At 74.7% G+C, this 14,965-nt stretch carries 14 protein-coding genes; 6 read left to right on the plus strand and 8 right to left on the minus strand.

Annotated elements, in window-relative coordinates; translation table 11 throughout:
* Nucleotides 1-135: 135 nt before the first annotated feature.
* Nucleotides 136-1,872 (minus strand): MFS transporter, encoded by a 1,737-nt coding sequence (locus ACZ46W_RS26410; protein WP_468342184.1) that lies wholly within the window; start codon nt 1,870-1,872, stop codon nt 136-138.
* Nucleotides 1,873-2,332: 460 nt separating this feature from the next.
* On the opposite strand from ACZ46W_RS26410, the gene ACZ46W_RS26415 reads away from it, so the two are divergent.
* Nucleotides 2,333-3,316 carry a phosphatase PAP2 family protein gene (locus tag ACZ46W_RS26415; RefSeq protein WP_468342187.1) on the plus strand — a complete coding sequence of 328 codons (984 nt, stop codon included), beginning with the start codon at nt 2,333-2,335 and terminating at the stop codon, nt 3,314-3,316.
* A gap of 84 nt (nt 3,317-3,400) precedes the next feature.
* Here ACZ46W_RS26415 and ACZ46W_RS26420 read toward each other — a convergent pair whose 3' ends face one another.
* The 6 genes from ACZ46W_RS26420 to ACZ46W_RS26445 all read right to left on the minus strand — a co-directional run bounded on the left by ACZ46W_RS26420 (nt 3,401) and on the right by ACZ46W_RS26445 (nt 8,950).
* Nucleotides 3,401-3,616 (minus strand): I78 family peptidase inhibitor, encoded by a 216-nt coding sequence (locus tag ACZ46W_RS26420; protein ID WP_468342190.1) that lies wholly within the window; start codon nt 3,614-3,616, stop codon nt 3,401-3,403.
* 285 nt (nt 3,617-3,901) lie between these two features.
* On the minus strand, nt 3,902-4,906 hold the full coding sequence (locus ACZ46W_RS26425) for a helix-turn-helix transcriptional regulator (RefSeq protein ID WP_468342192.1): 1,005 nt from the start codon (nt 4,904-4,906) through the stop codon (nt 3,902-3,904).
* A gap of 48 nt (nt 4,907-4,954) precedes the next feature.
* Nucleotides 4,955-5,746 (minus strand): hypothetical protein, encoded by a 792-nt coding sequence (locus ACZ46W_RS26430; RefSeq protein ID WP_468342196.1) that lies wholly within the window; start codon nt 5,744-5,746, stop codon nt 4,955-4,957.
* On the minus strand, nt 5,743-7,026 hold the full coding sequence (locus tag ACZ46W_RS26435) for a glycosyltransferase family 4 protein (RefSeq protein WP_468342198.1): 1,284 nt from the start codon (nt 7,024-7,026) through the stop codon (nt 5,743-5,745). The genes ACZ46W_RS26430 and ACZ46W_RS26435 overlap by 4 nt, the downstream gene beginning before the upstream one ends.
* Nucleotides 7,027-7,137: 111 nt before the next feature.
* Entirely contained in the window at nt 7,138-8,460 is a 1,323-nt protein-coding gene (locus ACZ46W_RS26440; protein ID WP_468342201.1) for an ABC transporter substrate-binding protein, read from the minus strand.
* The gene (locus ACZ46W_RS26445; protein WP_468342202.1) at nt 8,435-8,950 is read right to left on the minus strand and encodes an MTB12 C-terminal domain-containing protein; all 516 of its coding nucleotides are present in this window, start codon (nt 8,948-8,950) and stop codon (nt 8,435-8,437) included. The genes ACZ46W_RS26440 and ACZ46W_RS26445 overlap by 26 nt, the downstream gene beginning before the upstream one ends.
* A gap of 102 nt (nt 8,951-9,052) precedes the next feature.
* Here ACZ46W_RS26445 and ACZ46W_RS26450 point away from each other — a divergent pair, with 102 nt between their 5' ends.
* From ACZ46W_RS26450 to ACZ46W_RS26460, 3 genes are read left to right on the plus strand one after another with little or no spacing between them, the layout of a single operon-like run.
* The gene (locus tag ACZ46W_RS26450; protein ID WP_468342205.1) at nt 9,053-9,445 is read left to right on the plus strand and encodes a hypothetical protein; all 393 of its coding nucleotides are present in this window, start codon (nt 9,053-9,055) and stop codon (nt 9,443-9,445) included.
* A 1-nt stretch (nt 9,446) separates the two neighbouring features.
* Nucleotides 9,447-12,047: an ABC transporter permease subunit gene (locus tag ACZ46W_RS26455; RefSeq protein ID WP_468342208.1), complete on the plus strand. Its 2,601-nt coding sequence runs from the start codon at nt 9,447-9,449 to the stop codon at nt 12,045-12,047.
* Nucleotides 12,044-12,778, plus strand: coding sequence for an ATP-binding cassette domain-containing protein (locus tag ACZ46W_RS26460; RefSeq protein WP_468342211.1), 735 nt, complete (start codon nt 12,044-12,046; stop codon nt 12,776-12,778). Before ACZ46W_RS26455 ends, ACZ46W_RS26460 begins: the two co-directional genes overlap by 4 nt.
* On the opposite strand, the gene ACZ46W_RS26465 is transcribed toward ACZ46W_RS26460, so the two are convergent.
* The gene (locus ACZ46W_RS26465; RefSeq protein WP_468342214.1) at nt 12,690-13,349 is read right to left on the minus strand and encodes a LysM peptidoglycan-binding domain-containing protein; all 660 of its coding nucleotides are present in this window, start codon (nt 13,347-13,349) and stop codon (nt 12,690-12,692) included. The two genes, ACZ46W_RS26460 and ACZ46W_RS26465, sit on opposite strands and share 89 nt — an antisense overlap.
* Before the next feature lie 193 nt (nt 13,350-13,542).
* Here ACZ46W_RS26465 and ACZ46W_RS26470 point away from each other — a divergent pair, with 193 nt between their 5' ends.
* Both ACZ46W_RS26470 and ACZ46W_RS26475 read left to right on the plus strand, forming a co-directional pair.
* Nucleotides 13,543-14,349 (plus strand): hypothetical protein, encoded by an 807-nt coding sequence (locus tag ACZ46W_RS26470; protein WP_468342217.1) that lies wholly within the window; start codon nt 13,543-13,545, stop codon nt 14,347-14,349.
* Between the two features lie 203 nt (nt 14,350-14,552).
* A complete protein-coding gene (locus ACZ46W_RS26475) occupies nt 14,553-14,840 on the plus strand; it encodes a hypothetical protein (RefSeq protein WP_468342220.1) in 288 nt (95 codons plus the stop codon).
* Nucleotides 14,841-14,965 lie beyond the last annotated feature (125 nt).

The raw sequence follows: 14,965 nt of genomic DNA on the forward strand, positions 1-14,965 counted from the left end.
CCTCCGGGCGGCCACTAAAACTAGCGGTGTTAGTTACGCTGCGGCGCCGACGTTACGACGCGGCTCCGCCGCACGTCCAGACCCGGCGGCGGGCGCCACACCGCAGTGTGCCCCACCGCGCGGCGGCACCCGCGCTCAGCGCGTCGAACGCCCCGCCCTGGCCGACTCCACCGGCTCGCGCCGCGCGGGCACATGGGCCACGGGAGCCCCCTCGGTGCCGGAGCCGGTGCCGGTGCCCGTTCCGGTGGCGGTGCCCGTGCCCGTGCCCGTGCCGGTGGCCTCCGCCTCCGCCTCCGGCCAGGAGTCCGCGGCACCCAGCCGGGCGTCCAGGTCCGGCTGGCACTCCATCACGCGCGGCAGCCGCACCGCCATGAGCGCGCCGAGCAGCAGCAGCCCCGCACTGACGACCAGCGTGACGTGCAGGCCGTGCACGAACGCGTGCCGCGCGGCCGTGCGCAGCGCCTCGCCCGCCGGGCCGCCCAGGCCGGCCGCGACCTGGTAGGCCTCGCCCAGCGAGTTGGCGGCGGCCGAACCGGCGGACGCGGGCACGCCCGGCACGTGCGCGAGGCCGGGCGCGTACGCGGCGTTCATGACGCTGCCGAGCAGGGCGATGCCCATTCCGGCACCGAGCTGGTAGGAGGTCTCGCCGATCGCGGCGGCGCCGCCCGCGCTGTGCGCCGGGGCCTCGCTCAGCATCGACTCGTACGCCCCGAACAGCGTGGTCTGGAGCCCGAAGCCGAGGAGCACGAAGCCGATCGTCAGCAGCAGCGGCCGGTCGTGCTGGCCCATCAGGACCAGCAGCAGGACGGCCCCGGCGGTGAGCACGAAGCCCCAGCCGACCATCCGGCGCGGGCCGACGCGCCGCAGCGTGTACGAGCCGGTGGCGCCGGCGGCCATGGCGGCGAAGGTGAGCGGCAGCAGCCGCAGCCCGGTCTCGACGGGGCTCAGGCCCAGGACGAGCTGGAGGTACTGGACGGCGATCAGCTCCAGGCCGACCAGCGCCAGCATGGCGAGGACGATGCAGCCGACGGAGGTGGTGAAGGCCGCCCGGGCGAACATCCGCATGTCGATCAGCGGGTGCGCGCGGCTCCTCTGCCGCCGTACGAAGAGCACCAGCAGGGCCGCGCCGAGCAGCAGCGGCCCGGCCGTCTCCACGCTCAGCACCGGGCCGCCGGCGCCGGCCCGCTTGACGCCGAGGACCACGCCCAGCACACCGGCCGCCGCCATGAGCGCGCCGAGCACGTCCCAGGGGCCGTCGCCGCTGCCCTTGGACTCGGGGAGCAGCCAGCGGCCCAGCGGCAGGATCAGGGCCATCAGGGGGATGTTTATGAGGAAGACCGAGCCCCACCAGAAGTGCTCGACCAGGAAGCCGCCGAGGACGGGCCCGGTGGCGGCGCCGACGGCGGCGACGGCCGTCCAGATGCCGATCGCCGTGGCGCGTTCGCGGCGGTCGGGGAAGACCGCGCGGAGGATCGACAGGGTGGCGGGCATGATCATCGCGCCGCCGACGCCGAGCAGCGCGCGGGCGGCGATCAGCACGGACGGCGTGTCGGCGAAGGCGGCGACCGCCGAGGCCACGCCGAACAGCCCGTAACCCCCCAGCAGGACCCGGCGCCGCCCGATCCGGTCGCCGAGCGTGCCGAAGAGGATCAGCAGCGAGGCGCAGACCAGGGGGTAGGCGTCGACGATCCACAGCAGCGCCGTCGAGCTCGGGCGCAGGTCCTCGGTGACGGCGGGGACGGCGACGTGGAGGACGGTGGCGTCGAGCGCGACCAGCAGCAGGCTGACGCAGAGGACGACGAGGACGACCCAGCGGTTGGCACCGCCGCCGGTGGCACGCAGCCGTGCTCCGGCCGTGGTCGTCACGGACATGTACGAACCTCCCACAGACCACGGATGAACCCTCGCGCTCGGTGGGCACCGGCCGGAGGGGGACGACTTCCGGGGGCCCGGCATCGATGGGCGAGTGAGCCGCCAGCGTACGCGAGTCCGGGCCGGTGGCGCGTGGTCCACCTCTCACGGGGGCAGACGCGCGGGTGTGGCGTACGCCACTCCGGTCGGCCCGTCAGGGGTGGGGCCGGGCCGCGTACCAGGGGGAGACGGCCGGCGGCGGGAGGGAGGAAATCGAGGGCCCCGGTCCGCCCCGGCCATTTCCCGTGGCACGCAAACACACTTCCGACCAATGGCCCCGTGGTTATCGGGGTCTCGGCCCCCGAGGTTTATGGATAAGCACGGAATAAACATCCGACTGAGACACACTCCACATCACATCGTCATCACGAAGAGAGCGGATGGGCGTGGGCCGACACTCACTCCCTGTAACGTCGATTGGGTGCGTACCGACATCTTTGCCCGTCTGGACCGGGAGCCGGAACCGCCGAAGATTGAGATCCCGCGGATGAGCCGCACCCGTCTCGCCCTCTTCGGCGGGACGTCGGCGTTCTACCTCGCCATCGTGGTGGCCGTGCTCGTCTCGTCGTGGCTGGTGACCCTCGACTGGAAGGTCATGCTCTTCCGGCCCTATCAGCAGTGGCCGGAGCTGCACGCGACGCTGGACTACTTCGTGGTGCTGGGCCAGCGCGGCCCCACGGCCGTGATGGTGGCGGCCTGGCTCGGCTGGCGCTCCTGGCGGCAGCACACGCTCCGCCCGCTGCTGGTGCTGGGCGCCGCCCTGCTGCTGCTGAACGTCACGGTGGGCGCGGTCAAACTCGGTCTGGGCCGGCTCGGCCCCCACTACGCGACGCAGATCGGCTCGGCCGAGCTGTTCGCGGGCGGCGATATATTTCCTTCCGGACATACCGCCAACGCCGTGGTGACCTGGGGCATCCTCGCCTATCTCGCCACCACGCCCCGGGCCAGGCGCTACCTGTCGGCCCTGTCCGCCGTGGTGGCCCTGGGCGTCGGCCTGACCACCGTCTACCTCGGTACGCACTGGCTGAGCGATGTGCTGCTGGGCTGGGCGGCCGGACTGCTGATCCTGCTCGGGCTGCCCTGGTGCGAGCCGCTGATCGCCCGCGCCGAGGGCCTGATCTTCTCGGTGCGCGAGCAGGTGCGGGCCCGTCGGCGCCAGGCGCCGTCGCTGCCCGTCGCGGCGGGCGGGCCCCGGCCGGCGATATACCAGCAGCGGCCGGTGGGCGCGGATGACGAGCCGGTGCGCGAGCCGGTGGCGGCCGCGGGCGGGGTCGGCCGTCCGGCGACGGTCAGGACCACGCTCACGCAGCCTCGGCCGCACGCGGTGGTGCGCTCGGAGCGGACGCCCGTCACCCCGGCGGGCAGCCGCCGGCCGCCGCGCTCACGGCCGGTGACGGGCGGCTGAGCCGCCACGGACGGGTTCACGGCACACGGGACAAGGGCCCCGGCTTCGCCAAGCCGGGGCCCTTGTCCGTTCCGTATGGACGCGTCAGCCGACCCAGCAGCGGGTGACGGTGGCGTCGTCGACCTCGAAGTTGATCCGGCCCGCGACGAACTCCAGGGTGATGATCGTGCCGGGTGGCAGTGACCGCACCGTGGTCCAGCCACGGAAGCGGGCACGCTGCTCCGCGTCGCGTTCGCCGAGGCCGACGTACGACTCGGGGCTGTCGTCGGGCTGCTTTGGGGAGCTGGGAATCGGTGCCATGCCCTTCACCGTAGGCCGCCGCGCACGGTGACGGAAGCCGGGCCGGGGGCATCGCCCCACCATCCTCACGTACCTCGGCGGTCACGCTTGTGTCACAGGATCACGACATGTGTTCAGTAACGCGCTCTTCCCCCGGAGGGCACTCCCACGCCGCTCCGGCGAGCGTCGCCGCCGGAATTCCGGCGGGGCGGGAGTCCCTTTCCGAACCGCCGTACGGGCGAATTCCCGCAAGCCCCGAAAAACGCTTCGGCATATCGTCACGATAATGGGCACGCCACAGCGCATTCACGCGTTCCCCGCAGAATTGCCACAGTGCCGATGCGCCGGGGCGGACCGCTCAAGGGCCCGCGAGAGGCGGTCACGGACCACCCGGATGTGGTCGTCCAGCTCGCGCGGCTCCACCACCTCGAACTCCAGACCCATGAGTACGACGTGGATCACCAGGACGTCGAGACCGGCGGCGCCGGTGCGCAGCAGGCACGTCGACTCCCCCTCCGCCTCCAGGACGCCGTCCAGCGGCCCGACCACCCGTGCGGCCTCCGCGAGCGGGACATGGAGCCGGACGACGGCCTTCGCCGCGTACGCCGTCGTGGACACGCCCTCGGAGACGTAGGCCGCCAGGTCCTCGGCGGGCGGCGTACGGGGCGGGAAGCGCGGCCCGTGCGGCGGCCTGGGGACGATCCGGTCCGCCCGGAACGTACGCCAGTCGGAGCGGTCCACGTCCCAGGCGACCAGGTACCAGCGGCGCTCGGTGCACACCAGGCGGTGCGGCTCCACCGTGCGGCGGGTTGCCGAGCCGCTGTGGTCGCGGTACTCGAAGCGCAGCCGCTCGCTGTCCCGGCAGGCGGCCGCGAGCTCGGTGAGCACCGACGGGTCGACCCGGGACTCGGGCGCCCGCAGCATCGGCACCGTGAAGGTGGTCAGCGCGCTGACGCGGCGCCGCAGCCGGTCGGGCAGCACCTGCTCCAGCTTGGCGAGCGCACCCACCGACGTCTCGCCGACGCCCTCGATGCCGCTGCCCGCCGCGGTGCGCAGCCCGACGGCGACCGCGACCGCCTCGTCGTCGTCCAGCAGCAGCGGGGGCAGCGCGGCGCCCGCGCCGAGCTGGTAGCCGCCGCCCGTGCCCGGGCTGGCGTTGACGGGGTAGCCGAGCTCGCGCAGCCGGTCGACGTCACGCCGCACCGTGCGCGGGGTGACGCCCAGCCGCCGCGCGAGCTCGGCGCCGGACCAGTCGCGGTGCGCCTGGAGCAGGGACAGCAGGCGCAGCAGTCGTGCCGAGGTCTCCAACATGGGCGCGAGTCTGCCACCAGTCGCGGACAGGTACGGTCCCCGATCGCCTCAGGCGGTGATCCGTACGCAGAGGTCGTTGTCGGTCGTGTAGCAGGGCGCCGCCTTGTAGCCCTCGCCCTGGTGCACCGGGTACACGAAGACGTTCTTGCGGTCCCAGACGTCGTCCAGGACGCGGGAGATCCGCACCGGCTCGGCGTCCGCCCCGGGCCGCAGCCACAGCTCCCAGAGCTGCTCCGCCGCGACCGGCGGCTCGGCGAGCGTGTCGTAGGCGAGGGTGAAGGAGAACGCCCCCTTCTCGCCGTCGGCCGGCACCGTGCGCACCTTCCCGCCCAGCCGCGCCTCGGCCGCCGCGCCGTCGCCGAGCCGCACCCCGTGCAGCGTCCCCTCGACGGTGCAGGCGCCCTCGCCGAAGTGGATGTCGCCCGCCTCGGCGTGCGGCATGCGCGTCCAGCTCCGCACGGCGAGCCGGCCGTCCGCCGTGGGGTACGGGACGCGGACGGCGACCCCGCCCTCCTCGTCCGGCACCCGGTCGACGAGCGCCCGCAGGTCCCGGATGCCCGGCTCCACGGCCCGCTCGTCGAGGTAGACGTCCCAGCGGCCCTCGGCGAGCTCCATCGTGCTCGGCAGCACCGCGCGCAGGTGGCCCTCGCTCGCCGGGGTGAGCGGCAGCCGGGTCTCGTCGGAAGGGCCGCCGGAGCCGCCGCGCCTGCGCAGTACCAGCACCGGCTGGGCGGCCTCGACGACCACCAGGTCGAAGGTGATGCCGCCGGCGGAGTCCGCGACGCAGTCCGCGCGGGGCGGCGCGCCGGGCACGGGGGCCGGGGTGGTGGCGTCGCTCATGCGGGCTTTCCCTTCCGGAGCACATCGGCGGCCTTGTAGCGCACCGCGTACGCGGCGTCGAGGACCGCCCCACGGGTGCGGTGGAGCGCGTCGCGGGCCCGGCCGCGCGAGCGGCCGTTCGCGCCCTGGGCGACCAGCTCGGTGAAGAGGGCCTCGTGGCGTTCGGCGATCCGGACCGGGTCGAAGCGCCGCGACGCCGCGAGCGCGGCCTGTCCGGTGCGGCGCCGCAGCTCGTCGTCCTGGATGAGGGCGAGCAGCGCGTCGGCGATGGCGTCCACGTCACCGACCGGCACCAGCCGCCCGTCGACGCCGTCCTCGATGATCTCGCCGGGGCCGTGCGGGCAGTCGGTGGAGACGACCGGCAGGCCGCAGCGCATCGCCTCGACGATGGTCATGCCGAAGGATTCGAGGCGGGAGGTGACGGCGGCGATGGAGCCCTTGACCCACTCGGGCTCCAGCGGGTTGGCCGTGCCCATCAGCAGGACGTGGTTGTGCAGCCCGCGTGCCTCGATGAGGGCGCGCAGGGCGTTGCGCTCGTTGCCGGTGGCGTCGCCGGAGCCGTAGATCCGCAGCCGCCAGTCGGGGCGGGCGGCGACCACCTTCGCGAACGCCTCGACGAGCAGGTCGTAGCGCTTGACGCGGGTGAGCCGGCCGGCCGCGACGACCCACTTGGCCGTGGAGTCGGCGGGCGCGACGGTCGGGGCGGGCACGCTGTTGGGCACGGAGTCGATGCGTACGCCGGGGAGCTTGAGCTTGGACCGGTAGGAGCGGGCGTCGGCCTCGGTGACGGTGGTGATCGCGTCGAGCAGGGCGTAGCGGTGGCCGATCTCCCGGCGCAGCCGGTAGCCGTGGCTGTCCAGCGTCAGGTGCTCCTGGCCGACGCGGACGGGGCCCCGGCGGGCCTGGCGGGCGATGTGGACGTTGAGGCCGGGGCGGGTGCCGACCACGACGTCGGCCTGAAGGTTCTTCAGGTGCGCGGCGATCCGGTCGTCGGTGAGGCGGCTGTACTGCTTCCAGCGTCCGTCGCCGCGCGGGAAGACCTTGGCGGGCTTCTTGTAGTCGGGGTGCGTGCCGTCGTACGTGGGGCTGTTCTTGCGCAGGTCGACCAGGTGCTTCATCGTCACGCCGGCGGGGGCGCCGAGGGTCGGCTCCTCGCGGTGGCGGAAGACGGACACGATCTCGACGTCGTGCCGCTCGGCCAGGGTCTGGGCGAGGTTGAACGTCGTACGGATGGTGCCGCCGATGCCGTACGCGTTGTGCAGCAGGAAAGAGATATGCATCGCGTCGCCGCGTCCCCCTGGTATGGATCTGGTCCGATGGCCGTCGAGTGGTCGTCAAGGGTGGACTGTACTTGGCTTTGCGGGGTGCGGCCGGTCAGGGCCCGTGGCCGGTCAGGGCCGGTAGGTGAGCTGGGGCACGGTGGCGCAGTTGTCGTACATGTCGCCGCCCTGGGTCACCCAGCCCCGGCCGTCCTGCCAGCGGGCGACGGACAGGCAGGTGTGACGGGTCTTCGGGGGTTCGGGGAGCCGTTCGAAGACGACGGGCAGCAGCAGGCCCCGGGCGGTGTACGGCTCGGCGCGGTTCATGAACCGTTCGACGCACGCGCGCGTGAGGCCGGTTCTCGGGTCCTTGACGCAGGCCCGCGCCGCGTCGGTGAACCACATGGCGGCCGCCCAGCCCTCCAGCGCCCACTGGGAGAGCGGCTTGCCCTTCATGTGCGCCTCCATCGCGTCCCGGAACTCCCGTACGGCGGGGTGGTCCCGCTCGTCGTGGTTGCGGCTGGCGCCGGTCACCCACAGGGCGTTGCGGCAGCGCGGGGCGTCCTCGAAGTCGCGGCGGACGGCCTGGTTCCAGTTCTGGACGTTGGTGACCTTGGCGGTGACGTTCACGCCGACGGCGTCCATCGCCGCGCAGAGCTGGGCGTTGCCGTGGGTGTCCAGGGCGTCGAAGACGACGTCGACGCCCTGTTCGCGGAGGTCGGCGGCGACGGCGCGGTAGTTGGGGAGGGCGAAGTCGACCTGTTCGGTGACGACCCGGTACCCCTCCGCCTCCAGGCCGCGCTCGACCAGCCGGGCGTACGCCGCGGAGGCGGCCTGGTTGTAGGAGACGACGGCCGCCGTGCGGGCGCCGTGTGCCCGCTTGAACCAGCGGTAGACCTCGGTGCCGCCGGTCAGGACGCCGTTCCAGCCGGGCTCGCCGCCGGTGCGGGGCGCGGAGCTGCCGTAGATCCCGTACAGGTGCGGGTAGGTGTCGTACGCGGGGCCGAGCGGCTGGCCGCCGATGTCGGGGACGCCCGCCCGGGACACGCGCGCGGCGCCCGCGTAGTCGAGGGCGGTGGTGGCGACCAGGGCGAAGACCCGTCTTTCGTCGACGAGCTCGTGCACGCACTCGTTGTTGCCGACGCCACTGCCGCCGTCGTCACAGGTGATCGCGTCCACGCGGCGCCCGTCGATGCCGCCGCGGGCGTTGAGGGCGGCGAAGTACGCCAGCGCCCCGTCGCGCGGGCCGGTGAGGGCGCCGCCGCCGACGGGGCTGGTGGCTCCGGTGATGACGCCGATCCGGATCGGTTCCCGGCCGCCGGTCGTAGGGGAGGTGGGCCGGCGCTCGAAGTCGCTCTCCGGAAGGCGGCTGCCACAGGCGGCGCTCAGCAGCAGGCCGAGCAGCAGGAGCGCCGCCGGCAGCAGGCGTTCAGCAGCCCGGCACGGCTGTCGCATCGGGGCTGAGCTTGACCAGCGCGCACAGCGTCTTCACGGAGACCTTCCAGGTGTCCTGCTGGTGCACGGCGGTGCCCTTGGAGTCCGGCAGGGCCGGGTTGCCTCCGACGAGCAGGTCGTAGGTGACGTCGGCCTGGGTGGCGGAGGTGAAGGCGACGTTCTTGACCTTCACGGAGGTCTGCGCGGCCTGCGGGTTGGCGCTGAACGCCTGGAGGACGGGCCGCATCCGGTCGCCGTTCTCGAGGAGCTTGACCTTCTCGTCGACCGGGGTCTTCGGGTCGAAGAAGGCCGTCCAGTTCTTCTGGATCTGCGCTCGTGCCGCGGCCGGGTCGGCGGGCTGGTTCTGTTGCGCGGTCGCGGTCGGGGACCTTTCCGCTTCGCCGTTGCCGTTGCCGTCGCCGCAGGCGGCGGCGGTCGGTACGAGGACCAGGACCGCTGCCGCGGCCAGTGCCGCGGCGCGGGGGCGCTTGGGGAGACTCTTGTGGACCATCTGGCTCACCACCGGGTTCCGGGGTCTGTGCCTTTTTGGGCCTTCTTGGGCATAGTGCAAGGAATCGCCCTATATCGCCAGCGGAGCCAGCGGAGGCCCGGGATGCCGACATCGCGACTGCTGTGGTGGGGCGGGATCGTGGCCGCCACCATCGGCGCGGTGCTGTGCGTGCTGGGCTGGTACGGGGTGTCCGGCGAGCGTTTCGCGGAACGGCAGATCCCGTACCTGGCCTCCTGCACGGTGCCCGGCGCGGCGCTGATCGTGGCGGGGGCGGTCCTGCTGGGCGGGGCGCCGGTCCCGCGCGGCCCCGGGGCCCGGCCGCAGGAGCCGCCGGCCGGGACGGACCGCCCGTCCTCCGACGCGCCGCCGGTGCGGGTACCGGGCGGGACGCTGGCGCACCGCCCCGACTGCCCGCTGGTGGCGGGCAAGGCGGACGTGGTGCCGGCCGGCGACGCGGCACTGGACCCGTGCCCGGTGTGCGAGCCCGAGAGCTGACGTGTCGTCCCTCACCTACGAACTCGTCCTGGCCGGGCTCGCGGTGGGCAGCGCGGCGGCGCTGACCGGCATCGGACTGATCGTCACCTACCGCGCGACGGGCGTGCTGAACCTCGCGCACGGCGCGATCGCCATGATTTGCGCGTACGTGCTGCGACACCTGGTGGTGGAGTGGGGCTGGCCGTTGCCGCTCGCCGCGTGCCTGACCCTGCTGGTGGTGGCGCCCGGCATCGGGCTGGTGCTGGACCGGGCGGTGTTCCGGCCGGCGGCGGTGCTCGACCTGGACCCGGCGCGGACCCTGGTGGCGTCCATCGGCGTGTTCGTCCTGCTCGTCGGGGGCGCGGCGCTGGTGTGGGGCGGCGGGGCGCGGGCGGACGCGCCGGTGCTGCTGGGTGACGACCCGTGGGCGCAGTTGGCCTCGGTGCTGCTGGTGGGCGGCGCGGTGGGGGCGGTGACCCGCTGGACGAAGCTGGGGCGGGAGCTGCGGGCGGTGGTGGACAACCGGGCGCTGGCGGTGCTGGGCGGGATCGACGCGGACCGGGTGTCGGCGGTGGGGTGGGCGTTCGGGGCGTTCACGGCCGGCCTGACGGGCGTGCTGCTGGCGCCGTACGTGCGGCTCGACCCGTACGGGCTGCCGCTGCTGGTCGTCGAGGTGATCGCGGTGGCGGTGGTGGCCCGGATGCGGAGCCTTCCGGTGGCGGTGGCGACCGCGCTGGTCGTCGCGGTCGCCCAGGCCCAACTGACCCGGTTCCACCCGATGGGCTGGGCGGGCCCGCTGGTCCAGGCCGTCGCCACCAACCTGTTCGTCGTCGCCCTGCTGGTCGCCGCGCTGGTGCTGCCGGGCGTGGGGGCGCGGGACGCCCTGCCGCGTACGTCGACGGCGGGGGCGCGCGTCCCACCGGGGGTGTGGGGGGCGACGGGCGTACTGTTCCTGCTGCCGCTCGGGTTCGCCGGCGGCGACCTCCAGACGGCGGTACAGGTCCCGGCACTCGCCGTCGTCCTGCTGTCCCTCGTCGTGGTCACCGGCCGGGGCGGCCAGATCTCGCTGGGCCAGGCGGCGTACGCGGGTCTGGGCGCCCTCTTCACGGCGCTGCTGGCGGCGGGCCGCTTCCCGGGGCTGCCCCGCCTCCCGGAGCTCGCCGCGCTGCTGGTGGCCGCCGTGCTGGTCGCCCCGCTCGGCCTGCTCACCGGCTGGCCGGCGATCCGCCGCCACGGCCTGGCCCTGGCGCTGGCGACGCTGGCGGTGGGCGTGGCCGTGAGCCGGTTCGTGTTCGCGCAGCCCTACGCCACGGCGGGGCTCTCCCTGTCGCGCCCGGCGGGCCTCGCCTCGGACCGCGCCTACTACGCCGTCGAGCTCGCGGTCCTGGCTCTCGCGCTGCTCCTGGTCGCCGCCCTGCGCCGGGGCCGTACGGGGCGGGCGCTGGCCGCGCTGCGCGACCACGAGGCGGGCGCGGAGGCGGCGGGCGTGCCGGTCCCCGCACTGAAGGTCTGGGCCTTCGTCGCGGGCGCGGCCCTGGCGGCGCTGGGCGGCGGCCTGCTGGGCATGGGCGTCCAGGCCTTCGACCCGGAGGCGTACGACCCGGTGCGCGGCCTGCTGTGGTTCGCCGCGGTCCTGGTCCTGGGCGCCGACAGCCTGCTGAGCCCGCTGGTCGCCGCGGTCCTCCTGGTCGGCCTCGACGCGGGCGCGCGGGGCGGCGCGGCGGCGGCGGTGATCGGCCTCCTGGCCGCCTTCACGGCCCGCGTCCCGCCCCTGACGTCGCTGCTGCCGGGCGCGGCCCGCCCACCCGGTCCCCCGGCACGCGCGCGTGCGGCGCCCCCTCCCGCGGCCGCCGACGGCGGTGGGCCACCCACGGGAGGGCCCGCGCCCGGCCGTCCCGGCCGCACGGCCGAAGGCCGGGCGCACCCGCACCGGCCCAAGGCCACCCCCGCCCGCCCCACAACCGCCCCCGCCGCGCCCACCCGTGGCCTGGAGGCCCGCGAAGTCACCCTCCGCTACGACGGGTTCACCGCCCTCGACCGCGTCGACCTCCTCGTCGAACCCGGCAGGGTCACCGCCCTCGTGGGGCCCAACGGCGCGGGCAAGAGCAGCCTGTTCCACTGCCTGGCCGGCACCGCCCGCCCCGCCTCCGGACGAGTCAGCCTCGACGGGACCGACATCACGGCGCGCCCCTCCCACGCCCGCACCCGGCTCGGGATCGCCCGGACGTTCCAGGAGCTGGCGGTCTTCCCGTCCCTGACGGTCGAGGAGAACGTCCGCGTCGGCGGCGAGCGGGGACGCGTGCGGGACGATCCGGACGCCGTCGAGCAGGCCCTGCGGCTGCTCGGCCTCACCGGCGCCCGCCACCTGCCCGCCGCCGGACTGTCCACGGGCGCCCTCCGCCGCGTCGAGGTGGCCCGCGCCCTCGCGGGGCGGCCGCACACCCTGCTGCTCGACGAGCCCGCCGCCGGGCTGGACGCCGACGAGACGGCCGCCCTCGCGCGCGTGCTCAAGGCCCTCGCGGCGGACGGGACGGCCGTCCTGGTCGTCGAGCACGACCTCGACCTGGTCGCGGACGTCGCGCACACCGTGCACGTCATGGAGGCGGGGCGGATCGTGTCATGAGCGTCGAGATCGCGCTGCGCGCCGCCCGGGTCCGCTACGGCCCCCTGGAGGCCCTGCACGGCGTGGACCTGCCCGTTCCGCCCGGCACCGTCACCGTGCTCCTCGGCCGCAACGGCTCGGGGCGTACGACCGTGCTGCGCGCCCTCGCCGGTACGGTGCCGCTGAGCGCCGGACGGGTGCTGTGGCGGGGCGCCGACGTGACCCGGCTGCACGCCCACCGGCGGGCGCGCCGCGGCCTGTGCTTCGTACCGGACCGGCGCGCCGTGTACGCCACGCTCACGGTCACCGAGAACCTCCGGCTGGGCGCCCCGGGCCGGGACCTCACGCCCGCCCTCGACGCGTACCCCGAGCTCCGCCCGCTGCTCCCCCGCCGCGCCGGCACCCTCTCCGGCGGCGAGCAGCGGATGCTGGCGCTCTCCCGCGCCGTGCTCACGCCCGCGCGTGTCCTCCTCGTCGACGAGCCGGCCCTCGGCATGTCGCCCGCCGTCGCGGCCCGCACCTACGGGCTGCTGTGCGGCCTCGCCGACCGGGGCGCGGCGGTCGTGCTGGCCGAGCAGCGCCCGCCGGCCGGCCTGCCGCGCGGCACCCTGGCCCACGAACTGCGGCGCGGCGCGCTGTCGTTCAGCGGCGAGCTGGCCGAATTCACTTCCCGTTCTTCGGGGGAAGCTTCTTCGGGGCAACCTTCGGGGAAGCCTTCGGGGGAACGGCGGCCCCCTTCGGGGCCGGCTTAAGGCCGGGGAGGGCCAGCATCGTCCCCGGCCGGATCGTGTTCGGGTCCGCCCCGACGGTCTTCTGGTTGGCCTTGTACAGCGCCTTCCAGCCGCCCGGCACCTTGAACCGCCGCGCCACGGAGGTCAGCGTGTCCTTCGGCCGGACGGTGTGGGCGCGGCCGGAGAGCCCGTACTTCCTGGAGCAGGTGGGCCAGGCCGCCCACCCCTGCCAGCGGAGCACCTCCTCCGCGACGGTGATCTGCTGCCGCCGGGTGGCCAGGTCGGCGCGCGGGGCGTGGGTGAGGCCGCCGTACGTCTCCCAGGTGGACTGCTTGAACTGGAGCCCTCCGTAGTAGCCGTTGCCCGTGTTGAGGTTCCAGCGGCCGCCGCTCTCGCACTCCGCCACGCAGCCCCACGGCCACTGGTCGTCGGCGCAGCCGGCGGCGGTGCGTACGGCTTCGCTCCTGGGACCGGGCGCGGGCGGCGGCGGGTGGCTGCCGGGCGCGGCCGGTGCGGCGCCCGCGTTCGTCGCCCCCGGCACGAGCAACAACACGGCCGGCACCACGGCCGGCCACAAGCGGATCTTCGGCATCGGCCCACGCTAGGCATGGTCATGGCGCCGCACGCCGCCGCCGCGCGGGGGCGGCGTGCGGCGCCACCCGGTCGGCCGACGCGCCGAGGCGCGAGGCAACCCGTGACTCCGGCGGAGGATCGCCCGTTGAACTCTTCATGAGACGAGCCGGGATCCGCCCGGCATCGCACGCAACGAGTCCGAGGAGCCACCCGTGCCCCGCATGCTCGACGTCAGCGAGGACGTACGCGCCGAGATCGGCGATGAAGAGGCCGACCGGCTGCTCGCCGGCGAGAACGCCCCGGGCAGCTACGACTGCACCTCCTGCCGCACCCCGGGCGACTCCGAGCAGGAGCGCACCAGCACCGTGCTGTTCGTCGGCGAGGAGACGGCCGTCCTCGCCTTCGCCCACGCCACCTGCATCCCCTCCCAGGTCGTCAAGGTCGCCGAGGAGCAGCTCCAGGGCGCCGTCCGGTCCATCACCGGTACGGAGGCGCAGGCCGCCCCGGTGGCCGCCGCGGCCCCCGCGGCGCCCGTGGCCGCCGGTGACCAGGCCGTCCTGGGCGTCACCAGTGGTCTCGTACTGATCGACAACGAACTGCACCCGGCGCTGGTCGTGGAGCCGACGGCGCCCATCGCCCGGCCCGGGTCGACCGGCGGCGGTGACGAGTTCCTGCCACTGCTGCTGGAGCAGGGCTTCCTGCCGGTCGCCGACGTGAACCAGAAGCCCGCGCCGATCGGCGGCTGGTCGGTGCTGCTGGCCATGGGCCAGTTGCACGCCATCCTCCAGCCGGGTACGGGGGGCGGCAGCCCGGTCGCCTGGTGGCAGGCCCACCAGCCGCTCCAGGTCACCGAGGGCTGGCGCGCCGCGGCGAACAAGTCGCACACGGTGCTGGTCTTCGCGGCCCCGGTCGGCTCCATCGGCCAGCAGCCGCGCGAGGACCTGCTGCGTGACGCCCTGGAGAAGGCGGCGGCGAACGGCCGGCTGGTGGCGGCGGCGATGCCGCTGGCCGGCACCTGATGCACGCCAGGGCGGTGGACGGCCGGGCCGTGGACGACCCGGCCGCGCGCCCGGGCACACGGCTCGCGTACGGGCCGCCGGTCACACCGGTACCGCGACCGGCGTATTCCGGCCCGGGGCCGCATCCGAAGGGCGGCGAGGTCGTTGGCACATACGTGCACGCATACGAGCCATCCCGCCAGCCGTACCAGCAGATTCCCGCCATGCGTTCCGCGCACGAGGGACTGTCCACCCAGTCGGCCACGCCGATCTACGACGCGCTGTACTCGGAGTACCTCAGGTCGTTCCGGACGTTGCCGGGCGACCGCAGTGGCGAGGAGGACCTGGGGTTCAAGGCCTTCGGCACGTTCGGCTCGGGCGGCACCGGTTCGTACCAGACGCAGCACAGCAGCGGCTATACGACGGGGTGGCAGCAGGTCGGCATGCGGCGGCACACCGGTCACCACCACGTACCGGCGGCGCTGCCGCCGGCGCCTCGCAGGGGGTTGTGAACGACAGTCCGTGAACGACGGCGGGGGGGGGGGGGGGGGGGGGGGGGGGGGGGGGGGGGGGGGGGGGGGGGGGGGGGGGGGGGGCGTTGTGTCTGCTCTGCTCTTTTCTTCTCCCTTCCTCTCTT

The sequence above is a fragment of the Streptomyces sp. NPDC031064 genome, from assembly GCF_055570965.1.